Origin of the sequence: Bacillus sp. JAS24-2 (assembly GCF_008274905.1) — a bacterium.
GTDB lineage: Bacteria > Bacillota > Bacilli > Bacillales > Bacillaceae_G > Bacillus_A > Bacillus_A cereus.
The window spans coordinates 4,708,726-4,724,326 of record NZ_CP031068.1 but is presented as its reverse complement, the minus strand read 5'-3'; the positions used below and the strand labels follow the sequence as shown (position 1 = coordinate 4,724,326).

Sequence of the window (15,601 nt, the reverse complement as noted above, 5' to 3'; positions counted from 1 at the left end):
AGACTCCTTTCACAACATCACTCTTTTTAGTGTGGGATATACGGAGTATTTCATTATAGGGAACGATTGGAAAAAATCTTAGAATCTTCATTTGAGCAAATCGCTTTCATACGTTAGAATAGATATGTTACATTGAAAGAAGCGAACACGGTAAACTATTTCATATTGTGCGGAGTTGATAACCATGACAAAACAAACAGAATATAAGCGCAAGCCCGAATGGTTGAAAATTAAGTTAAACACGAATGAAAACTATACAGGCTTAAAGAAAATGATGCGTTCTAAAAATCTTCATACAGTTTGTGAGGAAGCAAAATGTCCGAATATTCATGAATGCTGGGCTGTAAGAAAAACAGCAACATTTATGATTTTAGGTGCGGTTTGTACACGTGCTTGTCGTTTTTGTGCGGTTAAAACAGGCTTACCAACTGAGCTTGATTTACAAGAACCAGAACGCGTGGCAGATTCAGTAGTACAAATGGGCTTAAAGCACGTTGTTATAACAGCGGTTGCACGTGATGATTTAAAGGACGGGGGAGCAGCTGTTTTTGCTGAAACAGTACGAGCAGTACGTCGTAAAAACCCATTCACGTCTATCGAAGTATTACCATCTGATATGGGTGGAGTAGAAGAAAACTTAAAAATGTTAATGGATGCAAAACCAGATATTTTAAACCATAACATTGAAACAGTACGTCGATTATCTGACCGAGTTCGCGCTAGAGCAAAATATGAACGTTCATTAGAGTTTTTACGTCGAGCGAAAGAAATGCAGCCTGATATTCCAACTAAATCGAGCATTATGGTGGGCTTAGGTGAAACGAGAGAAGATTTAATTGAAGCAATGGATGACTTACGTGCAAACAATGTGGATATTTTAACTCTTGGGCAATACCTACAACCATCTAAGAAGCACTTACCAGTTCTTAAATATTACCCACCAGCAGAATTTGCAGAGCTTAAAGAAATTGCACTTAGCAAAGGATTTAGCCACTGTGAAGCTGGCCCACTTGTGCGTTCTTCTTACCATGCGGACGAGCAAGTACGTTCTGCAAAAGAAAAAACAGCAGAAGCTAAATAATGAAAAAAGAGAGCTAACGATTAGCTCTCTTTTTGTTTATACTCTAAAACGGTATTTGGACATGTTAATAAAATCTTTTTTAATTCTTCTGTGGATAATTCAATTGTAAATTCAGGTACACCAGGTGTAATTAAAATTTTATCGTACGTATAAATAGCGTTATCCACAATAATTGTTACATCGTGTGAATATCCGAAAGGAGCCACACATCCCGGCGTACAACCAGTTTTGTCTCGCAGTTCATCAGGAGAACAGAGAGATAAGCGTTCTCCTGTTAGTTCTTTCATCTCTCCCCGGTTGAGCCTTGTGCCCTCTAACGTAAAAAATACGTAATAATCTCCAGACTTTGATTTTAAAAATAAGCTTTTACTTGGAGTGCCTTGTAAGCCGAGTCTCTCACGTACAATCCGATCTGTCTCATAATCGAGTACTGGTTCGTGTTCAAATTTTTCATAAGAAACATTTGTTTTATGTAGTAGAGCAAGTACATCTTCGTACATATGGAGTGATACCCCTTTCTATTATTAGTACAGTTTCTTCTCGTGGCGTCAACTGAATGTTTTGGAAAGGGATATTACTTGGACGATGCTTCCCATAAGCGTTTTATGATACATTGTTCGTCGATTGTAATTTCGTAAATATCAGGATTCGTTAAAGTTCTCCATTCATTAAAGCCAATCGTATGATTAAAATGCTTTAAAATGAGCGTAAGTAAATTGCCATGTGTAACAAGTAGTGTTGTTGTATGGTTTAATTGTAAAACGTCTTGAATAAGCGATATGGCACGGTCTGTTGCTTGTTTTGTTGACTCTCCGCCTGAAAAGGCAATATCTATATTTGTAAAAGTAGATTCTAGTTTTTGCATCCAATCATCCATTGGAACGTTGCTCAATATGCGTTCAGTTAATCGTTCATCTTCTTGGATAGATAAGTTAGCTTGGAGCGCATAGGGCCGAATGGAATCGATAGCTCGGACAAATGGGCTTGAAATAATATGATCGATTTGTAGATGATTTTCTAAGAGGAATGTAGCAAGGGTATTTGCTTGGTCTTTTCCATCGGTCGTTAATTCAGCATCACGTTTTTGCCCAGTTGCTGAACAATGTCGTATTACAATAATTTTCTTCATAATTCATCCCCATCTTTCAAGTTGACGCTATATACTTCGACAAATGTGGAAATAATTCCTTTTTCTTGTAAAACGGCATATGGATTTAAATATGTGGAAAAGTAATGTGGATAATGAACATTTGAGGTGCAATCATGAATAAAATGATATGTATTGTAGTTAGTCTTTGTTTTTTTATACACTTGTCCACAACTTATGCAGAGTCGAATCAAAAAGTAAATTATCCAAGCAATCGAAATAAGTCATTTGTGAGTGAGGATATTTTTTATAAACAGTTAGATAAGAAAATCTATAAAGAATACAATAATGCAGCATATAGTGTTCGAAAAAAAATCTTATTTAAAGAAGTGCCCGATGAAGAATTTTCTTTCCTACAAAAAACAGCCGTGGGTTGTCGGAGTAGTGTGATGCTTCAAGATTTTTTTGTTCATCCTGATCGCCAAGTTTATTTTTTTGCTTCCTTTTCTCAAAATGAAGTAGAAGAGTTTCATAAATATATCGTTATAGATGCAGAAACAAAGAGGGAGCTGCAAGAAGGAAAAAGCTATCATCATTGCGACAATCCATAAAAAATAAACCACCAATCGGTGGTTTATTTTTTACTCCGGTACACTCATTAATTTCGCTTTCATTTTGCGAATAAGAACGACAGCGCCAATTGTACAAAGAAGTGTAATTCCTTCTGCAACGAAGATATTGATTGTTTTTGTTTGGTAAAGTGCCGCGAAAAAGTCTACAAATGCGTGGAATAGTATAGCGTATACTAGGAAGATATATTTCTTCTGTTTTACTGCGTATAAAACAAGCATTGTAAAGGCAATTTGAAGCACGAGTGCCATAATTCTTTCTAAGCTACCAAGGAAGTATAAGTAGGCAGGTTGCTGAATTAACATGTCCTGTAAAATGCTCAGCTCGGGTTTTTGTTCAATCAGTCGAGCGAAGCTACCATCGTTAATAGAATTAGCAAAGATTAATGCTTGTAATGCAGAAAAACCGCCAATTAAAATAGATTCAATTCCGCCGTGACCAATTCCATAAGCGAAGCCATCTTTATATTCTAGATATTTTTTTAGTAAGAAGAAGAAGGCAACGAAGCGTCCTAATTCTTCAAAAATACCAGCAGTCAATCCGCCATAAATTGCGAAGACAAACGGATTTTCTAAAAATGGAGCGATTGTTGGATTACCGCGCATAAATAGGTGGAATGGTGTTTCAAGAATTTGGGTAAATCCGATAAAGATAAGAACACCAATGCCGACCACTTTCCAATTCATATTATATTTTTTACGGAAATAAACGAGTACAATAATTGGGACCAGAATCGAGACAATGAGTTGAAAGATGATGCTGGCAATTACAGTATTTGAAACCATACTTTCACCGCTTTCTAATATATGTACATAACTATTATGCATCAAATATAGGAGAGATGAAACTTTTTAAGATAAAATGAATTTACTTATTGACTCTAACGTTGCGTCATACTTTATCGTATGTACTAAGGGGGAGATACAAATGACAATGAGAGTAAAAGAAGTAGCTGATTTAGTTGGAATTAGTGTGCGCACACTGCATCATTACGATGAAATTGGGTTGTTAACCCCAGACGAGACGACAGAGTCTGGATATCGTCTGTATTCCAATGAAAATTTAGAGACATTGCAGCAAATTTTGTTTTTTAAAGAGCTTGGCTTCCCTTTGAAAAAAATTAAAGAGATTATCATGAGTCCATCATTTGATCGCGAAGAGGCACTAGAGCTTCATAAGAAAATGCTTCTTGAAAAGCGTGCTAGATTAGATAAGGTGATTGCGACGATTGATAAAACAATTCAGCATACAAAAGGAGAGATTGAAATGACGAATAAAGAGAAATTTGAAGGATTCGATTTCAGCCATAACCCATATGAAGAAGAAGCACGGGAAAAATGGGGAGATGCAGCTGTAGATAAAGCGAACGAATATGCAAAAGGTATGTCAAAAGAGAACCAAGAGGAGTTTAATGCTATTTATAGAAATTTAGCAGCGCTTAGACACGGAGCACCAGATTCTAAAGAGGCACAAGAAGCAATTGGAGTGTGGTACGATTACTTGCAAAACTTCGGTGCATATTCATTAGATGCTTTTAAAGGACTCGGTCAAATGTACGTCGCTGATGAGCGCTTCACGAAAAATATCGATAAGTTTGGTGAGGGGTTAGCGCAATTTATGTGTGATGCGATGGAGGTTTATGCGAATCGTAATAAAAAATAAAAAGTAAAACAGGTGGAGATTTTCTCCACCTGTTTTACTTTTTAATCATATCATTCAAAGTCTGATCTCCCGTATTGTTCAAATGAGGATTTTTACTCATTTCACGTTTTAGCATATCGAGGCTTTGCGTATATTCTGTATCATTTAATGCGCCAGATTGAAGACCTTGAATTTGGGAAATCAACTTTTGGTCTGTTGATACATATGCTTTATAATAGCGAGGGACGATGGACAAAGCAGCTCTATATACTTGATCTGCTACGAGTTTTGGATCCGTTGTGTTTGCACGGTATACAACAAATACTTCATCATCGGTAACGAGCGTAGCAGCGTTTGTAACGTCAGGAAGTTTGACTGTCATACTTGTAATCATTTCAGCAACTTTCTCACGGTTAATGGCTCCTACTTGTTTGTTAGATACTTCATGCTTTTGTTTAGATGAATAGCCGACCTTTGTGAGCCGTGTATTTGTATTTTCTGTATGATACATGTCATTTTTATTGGAAACAAGAACACGGCTTCCTTCTTCACGTTCCATTTCAGCTTTGTTCGCTGATTGGCAGCCTGCAAATAAGGAAATAGTGAGAAGGGAAAGTAAAATTTGTTTTTTCACGATGTATCACCTCCTTCTCCATAGCATGTACTAATTTGCAATTTTTTGTATTTGAAATTGTTGGTTGTTATGCTTTGTGATACGATAAAAAGAAGAATGCTTAGAGAGGAAGTTAATGATGGAGCAAAAGCAAGAGATTCATGCTACGGTGAGCATTAATAATGTGCAGTACGAAGTAATTAAAAACTTTCGTGACGGTTTTAGTGAAGAAGCATTTAAAGAGCGCTATGCAGAAATTTTAAATAAATATGATTATATCGTTGGAGACTGGGGATATGAGCAACTTAGACTGCGCGGATTCTTTGATGATAGTAACCAGCGTGCGACATATGATACGAAAATTAGTACGTTAACGGAGTATTTATACGAGTACTGTAACTTCGGTTGCGCACATTTCGTATTACGAAAAGTGAAGAAATAAAAAAATCCTCTTACGATTGTAAGAGGATTTTTTGCATTATAAACAAATCGAGATATAATCTCCTTGAGATAGTATTGTATTTGGCTTCATTTGTTGTCCGTTCAATTGAATATCCCCATTTTTAATTTTATCCACAATGAGTGTACGGCTCCAGTCGGAAATATATGTGGATAAGGCTTTATCGATGCGGTGGGAACCGAAAACGATGTCTAATACGATCGTGATTTTAGCTATGCCGTTTTCTTTATGTTGCATAATGGAAATAGTAGTAGTTGTTTCGGCTTGATCTTGCTGCGTCATATCGACTGTTTCAACGTGATCAGTAAATGATTTATAAATACGCAGTTTTTGATTCCACGTATGATCTTTCGGACATTTATAAATGGCAAAGCGGTATATGTTTTTTCCGTTGGCGTTATGCCTACGAATATTCGTGTCAGTAAATAAGGTAGTGCGTCTGCAATTTTTACAATACTTTTCGATTGTGTTTTGCTCATTTTCATATAAACTCCAAGAAAGTTGTACTTTCTGCATTTTTCTTCACCTCTTATAGTAGTGGCAAAGAAACGTAATACAGCTATTTGGATGTCTTGTAGTATGAAGACATGAGAAAAAGACAAAAATAAAAGGAGGTTCCCTTAGGAACCTCCGTAAACATCATACTACAGATGCGTTACGTTCCTTTGTAATGGGAATGGGCAGACTACTCCCTTGAAAAAGCGTGGTGCTTTTTTGAGAGTAATGCTATCCAATTGCTGGTCCATTACAAAGTAAATGTTGGCATACGTAGATAACGTCCTTTCTATCCAAATAGATTTATTCTTAATTATAACATATTAGTTTGAAAATTAAAAATACTTACAATGAAAAAACACCAGCTAAAACAGCTGGTGCCTAAGATAAATTATATAAGTTCAAATAAAAATGAGCGTAGTTCTTCTGCAATTTCTTCAGTCATAGAAAATGCGTGCTCTAAGTAGCCTGGTTCGTTTAAATCGTCAGCACCGATGATTGCAAATTTATTGCGTTGCATATCAAGGACAATTGTTTTACCGTAATGACGATCGGAGTATAATAGCGCTAAATCGTGACGCTCATTTTCTCCCATAAAGCTAACGAAACGAGTTTTTGTAGCGACAGTATCGTCGTACAGAAAGAAACGTTCTTCCATACACATGGCTCCTTTATTAAATATCTAAGTTTAAGTGTGGTTTATGATCTAAATGGTGATGCGTTTTAATGAATCGTACTGTTCTTGTTTTGTAACGCATTACGATAGAGTATGTTTCAGCTAAATCTCCACCAAGGAATTTAACACCGTCTAATAACTCACCAGCAGATACACCAGTTGCTGAGAAGATTGCATCATCCCCAGATACTAAGTCATCTAACATAAGAAGTTGACGAGGATCTTCTAATCCCATTTCACGACAACGAGCTTCTTCTTCTTCGTTCATTGGAACTAAACGAGCTTGCATTTCACCTTCAAGGCATTTTAATGCTGCTGCAGAAATAACACCTTCTGGAGCTCCGCCAATACCTACGAATAAGTCGATACCCGTTCCAGGTAGTGCTGTTGCGATTGACGCACCAACATCACCGTCACCAAATAATTTTACGCGTGCACCTTTTGCACGAACACGGTCAATAATATCTTGATGACGTTCACGTTCTTGAACGATAACTGTTAGATCGCGAATCTTTTTATTGTTAGCTTCTGCTACAATTTCAATTGTTTTTTCAATTGGATCATCTAAGCTAATTTTACCAGCTGCTTTTGGACCAACCGCGATTTTTTCCATGTACATATCAGGAGCATGAAGAAGGTTCCCTTTGTCTGCGATTGCAATAACTGCCATTGCATTTGCAAGACCTTTTGCAACGATGTTTGTACCTTCTAATGGATCAACGGCGATGTCTACTTCTGGACCGTTACCTGTTCCTAGTTCTTCACCAATATACAACATCGGTGCTTCATCAAGTTCTCCTTCACCAATTACAACTGTACCTGCCATGTTTACTGAATCGAACATATCACGCATTGCTGTAGTTGCTGCATCATCTGCTTCATTTTTCTTTCCGCGGCCCATCCACTGTGCGGATGCTAAGGCTGCTGCTTCTGTTACACGGACAATTTCTAGTGCGAGTTCACGTTCCAAGATTCCATTCCTCCAATTTCAAAAATCATACAAATATAACTATAACAAATAACGGAGAAAAGGTGAATTCGAAAAATTGTCGATTTTTTCAGAAGAAAGCGTTACAATTAAAATGTAAATGCTTTAATTTCCAGGTAGGTGACATTCATGTATTTTGTAGACAGAAAGAAAATAGAACAAATGCTAGTATGTTTAGAACGAGCAACAAGTACATTTCAAGAGAAAAAGATATATGAAACCGAGTTTGAATTTTACGCATTAGAGCGCATAGCCCATCTTATTATTGATTGTGTATTAGATGCCGGGAATGCGATGATTGATGGATTTATTATGCGCGATCCAGGAAGCTATGAAGATATTATTGATATTTTAATGGACGAGCGAGTGATAAGTGAAGAAGATGGACAAGGGATGAAAGAAATTATCCTTCTTCGAAAAATGCTTACGCAAGACTATATTCAAATGAATCATGATGAATTATATAAGACGATTCAAAAACATATTGCAGTGGTAGAGAAATACCCAGCAAATGTTCGCAGTTATTTAGAAAAGGAATTAGGACCTGTATCTGCATTTGTACCAGAATAATTATGCTTATAAGATCCCCAGAGAATGCCTTTTGGGGATCTTATATTGTATGTGAGAAAGAAAAGGGAGAAGGGTGAAGTATGGGGGAAGCACGTACTACGAAAGACGAAATTGTACAATTGTTGAAAGTAAAGGGAGAGTACACGGTAGCTGAACTAGCTGACGTTTTAGAGATTACAGAAATGGCGATCCGAAGACATTTAAGTAATCTTGAGAAAGACGGACTCATTTATTCTAAGATGGTAAGGCAACATGTCGGAAGACCAACTTATTTGTATGGATTAAGTGAAAAGGGAGAAGATACATTCCCGAAAGAGTATAAGCAATTTGCAATTGATATGCTAGAAGATTTAGCTCGAATGGGTGATGAAAAAATACTTCGTTACGTTTTAAAAGAGAGAACGAAGCGAATGGAAGAACAGTTACAAAAGAGAGTGAGTAATCAAAAGAATTTAGCATATAAAGTGCAAGAGATAGCAGCTATGCAAGAGAAAAACGGTTATATGGTTCAAATAAAGAGAGATGGAGAGAATTCTTTCGTAATTGAAAAACAAAACTGTCCGTTAAAGGAAATTGCAGAGAGATTCCCGCAAGTATGTGAAGATGAAAAAGAGATGTATAAGCGTTTATTTGCAGGAGCAGATGTAAAGACGTTAGCAAATATGTGTGAGGGCGATTGTAGTTGTTCTTACCAAGTAAAAGAGAAAAAATGAACGTTATGGGGCGCTTTTAGGTAAAGCGTTTTTTTCTTTGGAAAAAGCGGGTAATATAAGAGTGGTATGATAAGGTGAGAACGTTAGCATAGAAGGAGAGACATAATCAATGTATAAAGGTTACTTAATTGACTTAGACGGTACGATGTATCGCGGAGAAGAACAAATTGAAGAGGCAAGCGACTTCGTAAAAGCATTAGGAGAGCGCGGCATTCCTTATTTATTCGTTACGAATAACTCAACGCGTAAACCAGAACAAGTGGCAGAAAAACTTGTTCGTTTCGATATTCCAGCGAAAGCAGAGCAAGTATTCACAACGAGTATGGCGACTGCGAACTTCATTTATGAACGTAAACAAGACGCAACTGTATATATGATTGGTGAAGAAGGCTTACACGATGCACTTGTGGAAAAAGGATTTGAACTTGTGGATGAAAATCCTGATTTCGTTGTTGTTGGTTTAGATCGTGACATCACATATGAAAAGTTAGCAAAAGCGTGTCTTGCTGTGCGTAATGGCGCGACGTTTATTTCTACAAATGGGGATATTGCCATCCCAACTGAGCGAGGATTATTACCAGGTAATGGTTCATTAACATCAGTTGTAGCAGTATCAACAGGTGTGGATCCAATCTTTATCGGAAAACCAGAATCAATCATTATGGAACAAGCTTTAAAAGTACTTGGCATAGAAAAAAATGAAGCATTAATGGTTGGGGATAACTACGATACAGACATTTTAGCAGGAATAAATGCTGGCATGCATACCCTTCTTGTCCACACTGGAGTCACAACTGTGGAGAAGTTAACAGAATATGAAGTACAACCAACGCAAGTTGTTCATAACTTGACGGAGTGGATTGAGAAGATGTAATGAAGAAAGCTGTTCCAAACTTTGGAACAGCTTTTTTTCTAATATTTGCGGGCAGCCCGATTGGTGTGGGCTAACATTCAGTTGTGACTAGTGTCGATTTTTGTCGGTAAGTCGATATATTTGAAAAATCGCCGATATAATCTGAGTTGCGCCGATATATTTAGAAAATCGCTGATATAATATGAGTTGCGCTGATATATTTAGAAAATCACTGATATAATTTTATTAGAACGCACGATTCACAACGTCTTTAACCTCTTCAAGATATTGCTTACGCACACTGTTATCCACAGAAGGAACACTTGTATAGAATGTATGCTCAATTGTTTCAATGCCTGTAAATTCAAAAATACCAACATCCGCTGTTTTCTTCATTGCATCAAACATGCCGCCTGCTGTGTATGCCTCTTTCGTATTACCCATTGTAGATAATAACAATCCTTTTTTACCGCTTAATAACTTTTCAATACCGTTTTCACCGTAAGCATAAGCAAATCCATGGCTAAACACACGGTCAACGTATCCTTTTAAAATAGCAGGAAGTCCCGCCCACCAAACTGGATAAATAAATGTAATGCTGTCAGCCCAAGAGATATGCTCTTGTTCTTCTTTAATATCTTCTGGTGTATTTCCTTTAGAAAATGAGATGAAATCGGAAGCGCCTAATACTGGATTAAAGTTTAATTCGTATAGATCGCGAACGCGTACTTCGTGACCTTTTCCTTCTAATTCACTTTTTACCGTTTCTAAAATCGCATGGTTGAAGCTTTCTGTATTCGGGTGTGCATAAACGATTACATGTTTCATTTTTCTTCCTCCTATTTGTGGATATGTGAATAGTTATTTGTATATCTGTAACTATTATGGTTACTACCTTTATAGAAGTCAAGTAATACATATGTATGTATAAAAAGACGCCCGAAAATCGCCTTTTTATACCCCGCTCATACAAAGTACAAAAAAGACAAATAAAATAATGACAATACCAATGCCGAAGTTAAATACGAGAGTACTATCCATATATGTAGCCCCCTTGTTTGAAAGTAAAAAGCACTCTAGTTAAGAGTGCTTTTTTATTTTGAATCTACTTTATAACTTTTAGAAAGTGATTCATGCGTGTAATGATTTACATTATTTTATGTATTTATACTTTGAAATGAGTAAGTCCTTGTTGGATATAGAAAAAAAGACACTCGTGGAGTGTCTTTTAAGATGACAAAATGTGCCAATTGCTTGAGGTTGATAAGACGCTAATTTCCGTGTTAACGCCTTTTCTTTAATCAAGAAGTGTAGCAACAGCGATTCAAATAGATTGTACCATTTGTTTAATTGTGGTGCGTATGCAATTGTGCATATTATGATCATGAGGTAGGTAATGAACTGTGAATAATTTGAAGTGATTTATTTACGATTTCTTCTGCGGCATATATGCCGATTGCGTCTGTTTTTAAAATATGAGGTTGTAAGTTATCATGCATTGCCCCTAACTCACCATGAAGTGGTGCGAAGGCATGGTTCGCCTTTTCAAGCATGCATAAATCAAGTAAAGAATCCCCAGCTGTAATAATCGTATCTATTTGCAAAATTTCTTTTATATATTGCACGGCGTCCCATTTGTTAATTGGTTTTGGTACAAAGTATAGCTTTCTACCTTGAAGTGAATGATTCCAGCCTTGTTTGTCTAACCAGGAAGTGAAGGATGATAATTCATCATAAGGAATGTTCTCCCGTTTAATAATGCAATAATGGAATAGATCATCAGCTGTTTTTTGTGATATAACCCAATCTTTATGAGCTATTTGTCCAAATTCCTTTAGTATGTCGTTTCCCTCTATACATTCAAACGATAGTCTTTCTTTTACTATCCTGTTCCAAGTACCATCTTGTTTACCGTTATGAAGGATATTACCGCCGTTACTTGTAATGGCGTATTCGGGAATGATTTCGTCTTGGAATAAAGAAATACGCTGAAACTGCTCAATAGTTCTTGTTGTAACTGGGATGAAATGTGAGTGCAGTTGCAATTTTTTTAGTAGTGAAATGGTTTTATGTGATATGAAAGAAATTTCTTTCCCATCTAAAGTTTCAATGAGTTGAATTGATTCATCTTCTATAGGGGCACGAAACGATTTCCGGGAATAAATAAGCGTCTGATCAAGATCACTGGCGAAAATCATATCGTTTCCCTCTTAAGAGGCTTAATGAGCCCGCAACATGAATAAGCCATATTCTCATAGATTTCAATAGGGACATTCTTTTCTTTAGCAAGAAGTAAAATATGCTTTAAATCGGGATTGTTTTGCTTACGTATTAAAATTTTCCACGGTATTCTCCGGAGTAATACACGAGTTGTTTCGCCCACTCCTGGTTTGATTAAGTTAATATCGTCAATTTCAAAGTAATTTTGGATAGACTGTATATCTTTTAATCCTTGCCAAGAGGGATCAGTGTAAGTTGAAGTAATATAACGTAATTGATTATCTATATGAGAATGAACAGAAGGGAATAAATCTGTTACCTCATCAATGAATAAATTTGATAAGTCTTCTTGTTCTAGCTCTTTATAATATTTAACACCATGAAAATCATTTGGACCGATATAGGTGTCATTTAGTACAGTGCGGCTAATGAGTCCAGAGACTGTTGCATTTAAGCAAGCGCTAGGAATAAGAAAATCTTCACGTGTACCGTAAATTGAAGTACAGTAACCGGGATCAGCAAGCACAGCCATACAATGAGAAATGTGTGTATTATTTCGTTCGTTAAATGTGTGTACTGCATATTCTAATTCTTTTTTTATTGCACCTTTTCCAGTCCACCCATCAATGAATTGAATTGTTTCTTTAGGGTGATGTTCCAAAATATAATGGAGTGCATTTTCATCAATACCGCGTCCGCGAACAATAGAAATACAATAGTGAGGTACATCAAGGTTGTATTGATAGCGTATGTAGCGTTTGATAAGAATGCCAATAGGTGTACCAGCACGAGCTAATGAAACGAGGACAAGGTTAGTTCCTTTAGTTTGTATAATCTGTTCGGCGACAACTCCAACAGCGATGGCTAGTTTGTGTTTGTATTGTTGCAGGGAAGAAAAGAATAAATCCATATACGCTTTAGAGGGTTTATATTCCATTGGTAACATTTCGGAATAATGTGTGCCAGCTTGAATTGCTTGTTCTCTAGTTTCCGTGGAACTTTCTTTCATTAAATCACTAATATCTTTTAATAGAAAAATAGCATCATTTGGATTGTAACTACTAATATGAGAATTTACTTTTACCATAATTATCAACCTTCCTTTTCTATGCTATTTGAAAATGAGACGATATGAATAAAAGGAATAACTGTTTGTAACTGCTGTAGAAGAGGAGATAGGGCTTCTTCCCCTAAATCACGCTCAATGAAAACAAATGCTTCATCGTAATCATGAGGTGAAATATTATAAAAGTAATTTGTTATAGTAGGATCTTCAGGACTTGGATATGAGAAATGATTATGAATGGCGTAGTTCACATCATTTGAAACAGGATGGATAGGGCTTCTTGTTGTAGATTGATATAAAATATTTTCACCCATTTCAGCAGCAATTTTCATTGGGATATACATAAATTCACCCGTTCCGAGACAGAGTGTTCGTTTTCCCATTCTTTCTCTTTTTAAAGTTTTTCCTGCTTCTTGGGCGAAAGAATGAATGTGCTTTTGTTCATATGCTGAAATGCCAAATCGCCCAGTATATTTTATATAATTTGATGTATAGGGTGATTTTAGGCAGGTAAGGGTATGTTTTTTGAAATCAGGTTTTGTTTCTTCAATTTGAATCTCTTTTTTTGCAATATTTAATGGTTGGCCAGTTGTATGAATACTGCCTTCTAATAAAGAAATAACATGAACCTTAATTTGAAGTTCTTCTTCTAATTGTTTAAATTGTTTTCTATTAGTATGAGAACGCCAGTCTAACAAAGAAGCAATTATATATTCTTCTCGTGGGAATTTATTTTGAATAGATCTAATAATATTTAATGCTGTTTTTCCTGTTGTCATCTCATCATCTACGAGAACAATTGGATTGTTGTTTTGAAAAAAGCTTTCATCTACATAACAACGGTGTGATGTTGCATGAGAATGTTCTTCCTCAAATGTAATGACAGATTCTAGGTGGGGTATCGATTCCCTAGTTGTATGTACATACTTTGCATTTTGAAAGCATTGAAACATAGAATGACCAAGTGATGTCGCTGTTTCAGCGAATCCGATGAACAAAACTTCTTCTTGCAGAGGATATTGATAACGAAATACTTCCTCTGGGATTTCATCAATTTCTAATGAAATGAGATTTAAAATTTCTTTTTGAAATGGATGAGAAATATTATGTAGTATTTCCATATATCTTGCAGCGAGAGCAACTCCACTTGATAGAGAGACTGCAGGTTTAATAGGAAGATGCTTTCCAAGGATTGTACTCACAAATAAAAAACTACGTTTCTTATTTATTCTCGCAGCCATTTGAAAAAGATTGTCTAGCGCTAAATTATATGGATTATCACGTACTTCTACATGAACTTGTATATTATTTAAAACGTTATACGTGTTGCTTTGCGTTTGTAATAAGGAGATCGGTGAATTGTTTGTTTTCATGTAGCACCCCGTAAATATTAGATTTTAAAATGGTTTTGCGAGCCCACCCATAATGAGGTTTTACTTCATTCATTTTGTTAGAAAAACTGCTTTTTAGCACTCCATTATACGTATCTGCATTTTGTAAAATTAATCTCGCATCTAAATAATCTTCCATTGTGACAATGTGCATTGCCTGTACAACTTTAATATGAGATGGGTGAATAACTGTCTTTCCGATTAAGCCATTTGCATGGTCAAGTGATACCTCTTGAATAAGCCCTTCTTCATAATCATTAGAAAAATATTCCCATACACATCCTGAAATAATATATTCATTTGTTGCCCTTGAGAAAACGTTAATAATGTCTGAAATACAATCACGGACAACAGTAATATGATAGATAGGTGTGTATTTATTACGCCGAATACTAAATATACTTGAAAAATCAGTAGCACCAATACGTACATTTAAGATGTAATCGTGATAAGAATCTAGTAAATCCTTTATTTGTAATAATGATTCTGCCCGTGTTTCCTTATACATAATTTCGGGTGATTCTAAAATCGGCATGCCATATAACGATAATGAGTATAACTCGTTTATATATGCAAGCTGATCGATATAAGTCTTTCCGTTAATCGGTGTGAATTTTGGAAAGACAAAACCACATAAACAATGAACGGCACTACCTAATTCAGTAACAATTTTCTTCATTTGACTTGGCTGTCGAACTCTAATAAAAAGGAGTGGGATGTCTGCTTGATTTAGTATGTTGGCACTGACTAAGTTAGCGATTTGCTGTATTTGAACGACGATGTTTTGCTCTGCAAGTTTTACTTCCTCATCGCTTATAGCGTCCTCTAGACAAAGAATAATTGAGATAGCATCCACATGTTTCCTGCTAATTATATCTTCCGCAATCGTTTCTTTCGTGCCAGGAGTATATAGTGTAGCGCCTAGTGCGTAAGCTAGTTGTTCTTTTCCTATATTTTTTGAAAAATTAAGAGGTTCTTTATAGAAAAAATTTTGCCGTTCTTCTGAGGAGAGATAAGAAAAGTAATTCAAATTGTCACCACCTTATTTATAATGATTCTGTTTAATCGTAACATAATAAGAAAAATCTTCCATAAAAATGAAGCAAGAAATTAAAAA

The 15,601-nt window shown here is 36.0% G+C and carries 19 protein-coding genes; 7 read left to right on the top strand and 12 right to left on the bottom strand.

All coding sequences use genetic code 11. The annotated features are described in order from the left end of the window. Positions 1-184: 184 nt before the first annotated feature. Entirely contained in the window at positions 185-1,081 is an 897-nt protein-coding gene (gene lipA, locus DN407_RS24645) for a lipoyl synthase (RefSeq protein ID WP_000166372.1), read from the top strand. Between the two features lie 20 nt (positions 1,082-1,101). On the opposite strand, the gene DN407_RS24640 is transcribed toward lipA, so the two are convergent. Together DN407_RS24640 and DN407_RS24635 are read right to left on the bottom strand one after the other, a co-directional pair. Further along, positions 1,102-1,581 (bottom strand): YbaK/EbsC family protein, encoded by a 480-nt coding sequence (locus DN407_RS24640; RefSeq protein WP_000272747.1) that lies wholly within the window; start codon positions 1,579-1,581, stop codon positions 1,102-1,104. Positions 1,582-1,655: 74 nt separating this feature from the next. After that, positions 1,656-2,210: a histidine phosphatase family protein gene (locus DN407_RS24635; protein ID WP_000721050.1), complete on the bottom strand. Its 555-nt coding sequence runs from the start codon at positions 2,208-2,210 to the stop codon at positions 1,656-1,658. Positions 2,211-2,344: 134 nt separating this feature from the next. Between DN407_RS24635 and DN407_RS24630 the strand changes: the two genes are divergently transcribed. Next, positions 2,345-2,779, top strand: coding sequence for a hypothetical protein (locus tag DN407_RS24630; RefSeq protein WP_001038438.1), 435 nt, complete (start codon positions 2,345-2,347; stop codon positions 2,777-2,779). Positions 2,780-2,809: 30 nt separating this feature from the next. Here DN407_RS24630 and DN407_RS24625 read toward each other — a convergent pair whose 3' ends face one another. Then, positions 2,810-3,625, bottom strand: a complete 816-nt coding sequence (locus tag DN407_RS24625; RefSeq protein WP_002101508.1) for a YhfC family intramembrane metalloprotease — start codon at positions 3,623-3,625, stop codon at positions 2,810-2,812. 100 nt (positions 3,626-3,725) lie between these two features. Between DN407_RS24625 and DN407_RS24620 the strand changes: the two genes are divergently transcribed. Beyond that, complete coding sequence (locus DN407_RS24620; RefSeq protein WP_000178768.1) at positions 3,726-4,460, top strand: MerR family transcriptional regulator; 735 nt, start codon at positions 3,726-3,728, stop codon at positions 4,458-4,460. Positions 4,461-4,494: 34 nt separating this feature from the next. Here DN407_RS24620 and DN407_RS24615 read toward each other — a convergent pair whose 3' ends face one another. Further along, on the bottom strand, positions 4,495-5,073 hold the full coding sequence (locus DN407_RS24615; protein WP_149216682.1) for a YhcN/YlaJ family sporulation lipoprotein: 579 nt from the start codon (positions 5,071-5,073) through the stop codon (positions 4,495-4,497). Positions 5,074-5,191: 118 nt separating this feature from the next. Between DN407_RS24615 and DN407_RS24610 the strand changes: the two genes are divergently transcribed. Next, the gene (locus DN407_RS24610; protein WP_000435943.1) at positions 5,192-5,494 is read left to right on the top strand and encodes a YutD family protein; all 303 of its coding nucleotides are present in this window, start codon (positions 5,192-5,194) and stop codon (positions 5,492-5,494) included. A 36-nt stretch (positions 5,495-5,530) separates the two neighbouring features. Here the strand turns inward: DN407_RS24610 and DN407_RS24605 are convergent, their stop codons facing one another. The 3 genes from DN407_RS24605 to glpX form a co-directional block, all read right to left on the bottom strand. After that, positions 5,531-6,028: a cytoplasmic protein gene (locus DN407_RS24605; RefSeq protein ID WP_087875906.1), complete on the bottom strand. Its 498-nt coding sequence runs from the start codon at positions 6,026-6,028 to the stop codon at positions 5,531-5,533. 370 nt (positions 6,029-6,398) lie between these two features. Next, entirely contained in the window at positions 6,399-6,665 is a 267-nt protein-coding gene (locus DN407_RS24600) for a DUF3055 domain-containing protein (RefSeq protein WP_000392606.1), read from the bottom strand. A 16-nt stretch (positions 6,666-6,681) separates the two neighbouring features. After that, positions 6,682-7,653 (bottom strand): class II fructose-bisphosphatase, encoded by a 972-nt coding sequence (gene glpX / locus DN407_RS24595; protein WP_000439090.1) that lies wholly within the window; start codon positions 7,651-7,653, stop codon positions 6,682-6,684. Positions 7,654-7,800: 147 nt separating this feature from the next. On the opposite strand from glpX, the gene DN407_RS24590 reads away from it, so the two are divergent. From DN407_RS24590 to DN407_RS24580, 3 genes are all read left to right on the top strand, one after another. Further along, the gene (locus DN407_RS24590) at positions 7,801-8,241 is read left to right on the top strand and encodes a DUF86 domain-containing protein (protein ID WP_000274000.1); all 441 of its coding nucleotides are present in this window, start codon (positions 7,801-7,803) and stop codon (positions 8,239-8,241) included. An 80-nt stretch (positions 8,242-8,321) separates the two neighbouring features. Beyond that, complete coding sequence (locus DN407_RS24585) at positions 8,322-8,954, top strand: helix-turn-helix transcriptional regulator (RefSeq protein ID WP_149216681.1); 633 nt, start codon at positions 8,322-8,324, stop codon at positions 8,952-8,954. Positions 8,955-9,063: 109 nt separating this feature from the next. Continuing rightward, positions 9,064-9,828, top strand: coding sequence for a TIGR01457 family HAD-type hydrolase (locus DN407_RS24580; RefSeq protein ID WP_000276467.1), 765 nt, complete (start codon positions 9,064-9,066; stop codon positions 9,826-9,828). Positions 9,829-10,053: 225 nt separating this feature from the next. Here the strand turns inward: DN407_RS24580 and DN407_RS24575 are convergent, their stop codons facing one another. From DN407_RS24575 to DN407_RS24550, 5 genes are all read right to left on the bottom strand, one after another. Then, positions 10,054-10,635: an NAD(P)H-dependent oxidoreductase gene (locus DN407_RS24575; RefSeq protein WP_000683437.1), complete on the bottom strand. Its 582-nt coding sequence runs from the start codon at positions 10,633-10,635 to the stop codon at positions 10,054-10,056. A gap of 554 nt (positions 10,636-11,189) precedes the next feature. Continuing rightward, positions 11,190-12,005, bottom strand: a complete 816-nt coding sequence (locus tag DN407_RS24565) for an HAD family hydrolase (protein WP_000575383.1) — start codon at positions 12,003-12,005, stop codon at positions 11,190-11,192. Beyond that, positions 12,002-13,114 carry a cysteine protease StiP family protein gene (locus DN407_RS24560; RefSeq protein ID WP_069605340.1) on the bottom strand — a complete coding sequence of 371 codons (1,113 nt, stop codon included), beginning with the start codon at positions 13,112-13,114 and terminating at the stop codon, positions 12,002-12,004. The genes DN407_RS24565 and DN407_RS24560 overlap by 4 nt, the downstream gene beginning before the upstream one ends. Before the next feature lie 5 nt (positions 13,115-13,119). After that, the gene (locus DN407_RS24555; RefSeq protein WP_098430214.1) at positions 13,120-14,466 is read right to left on the bottom strand and encodes a phosphoribosyltransferase family protein; all 1,347 of its coding nucleotides are present in this window, start codon (positions 14,464-14,466) and stop codon (positions 13,120-13,122) included. Continuing rightward, positions 14,411-15,514, bottom strand: coding sequence for an HpcH/HpaI aldolase/citrate lyase family protein (locus DN407_RS24550; RefSeq protein ID WP_098430213.1), 1,104 nt, complete (start codon positions 15,512-15,514; stop codon positions 14,411-14,413). Before DN407_RS24550 ends, DN407_RS24555 begins: the two co-directional genes overlap by 56 nt. Positions 15,515-15,601 lie beyond the last annotated feature (87 nt).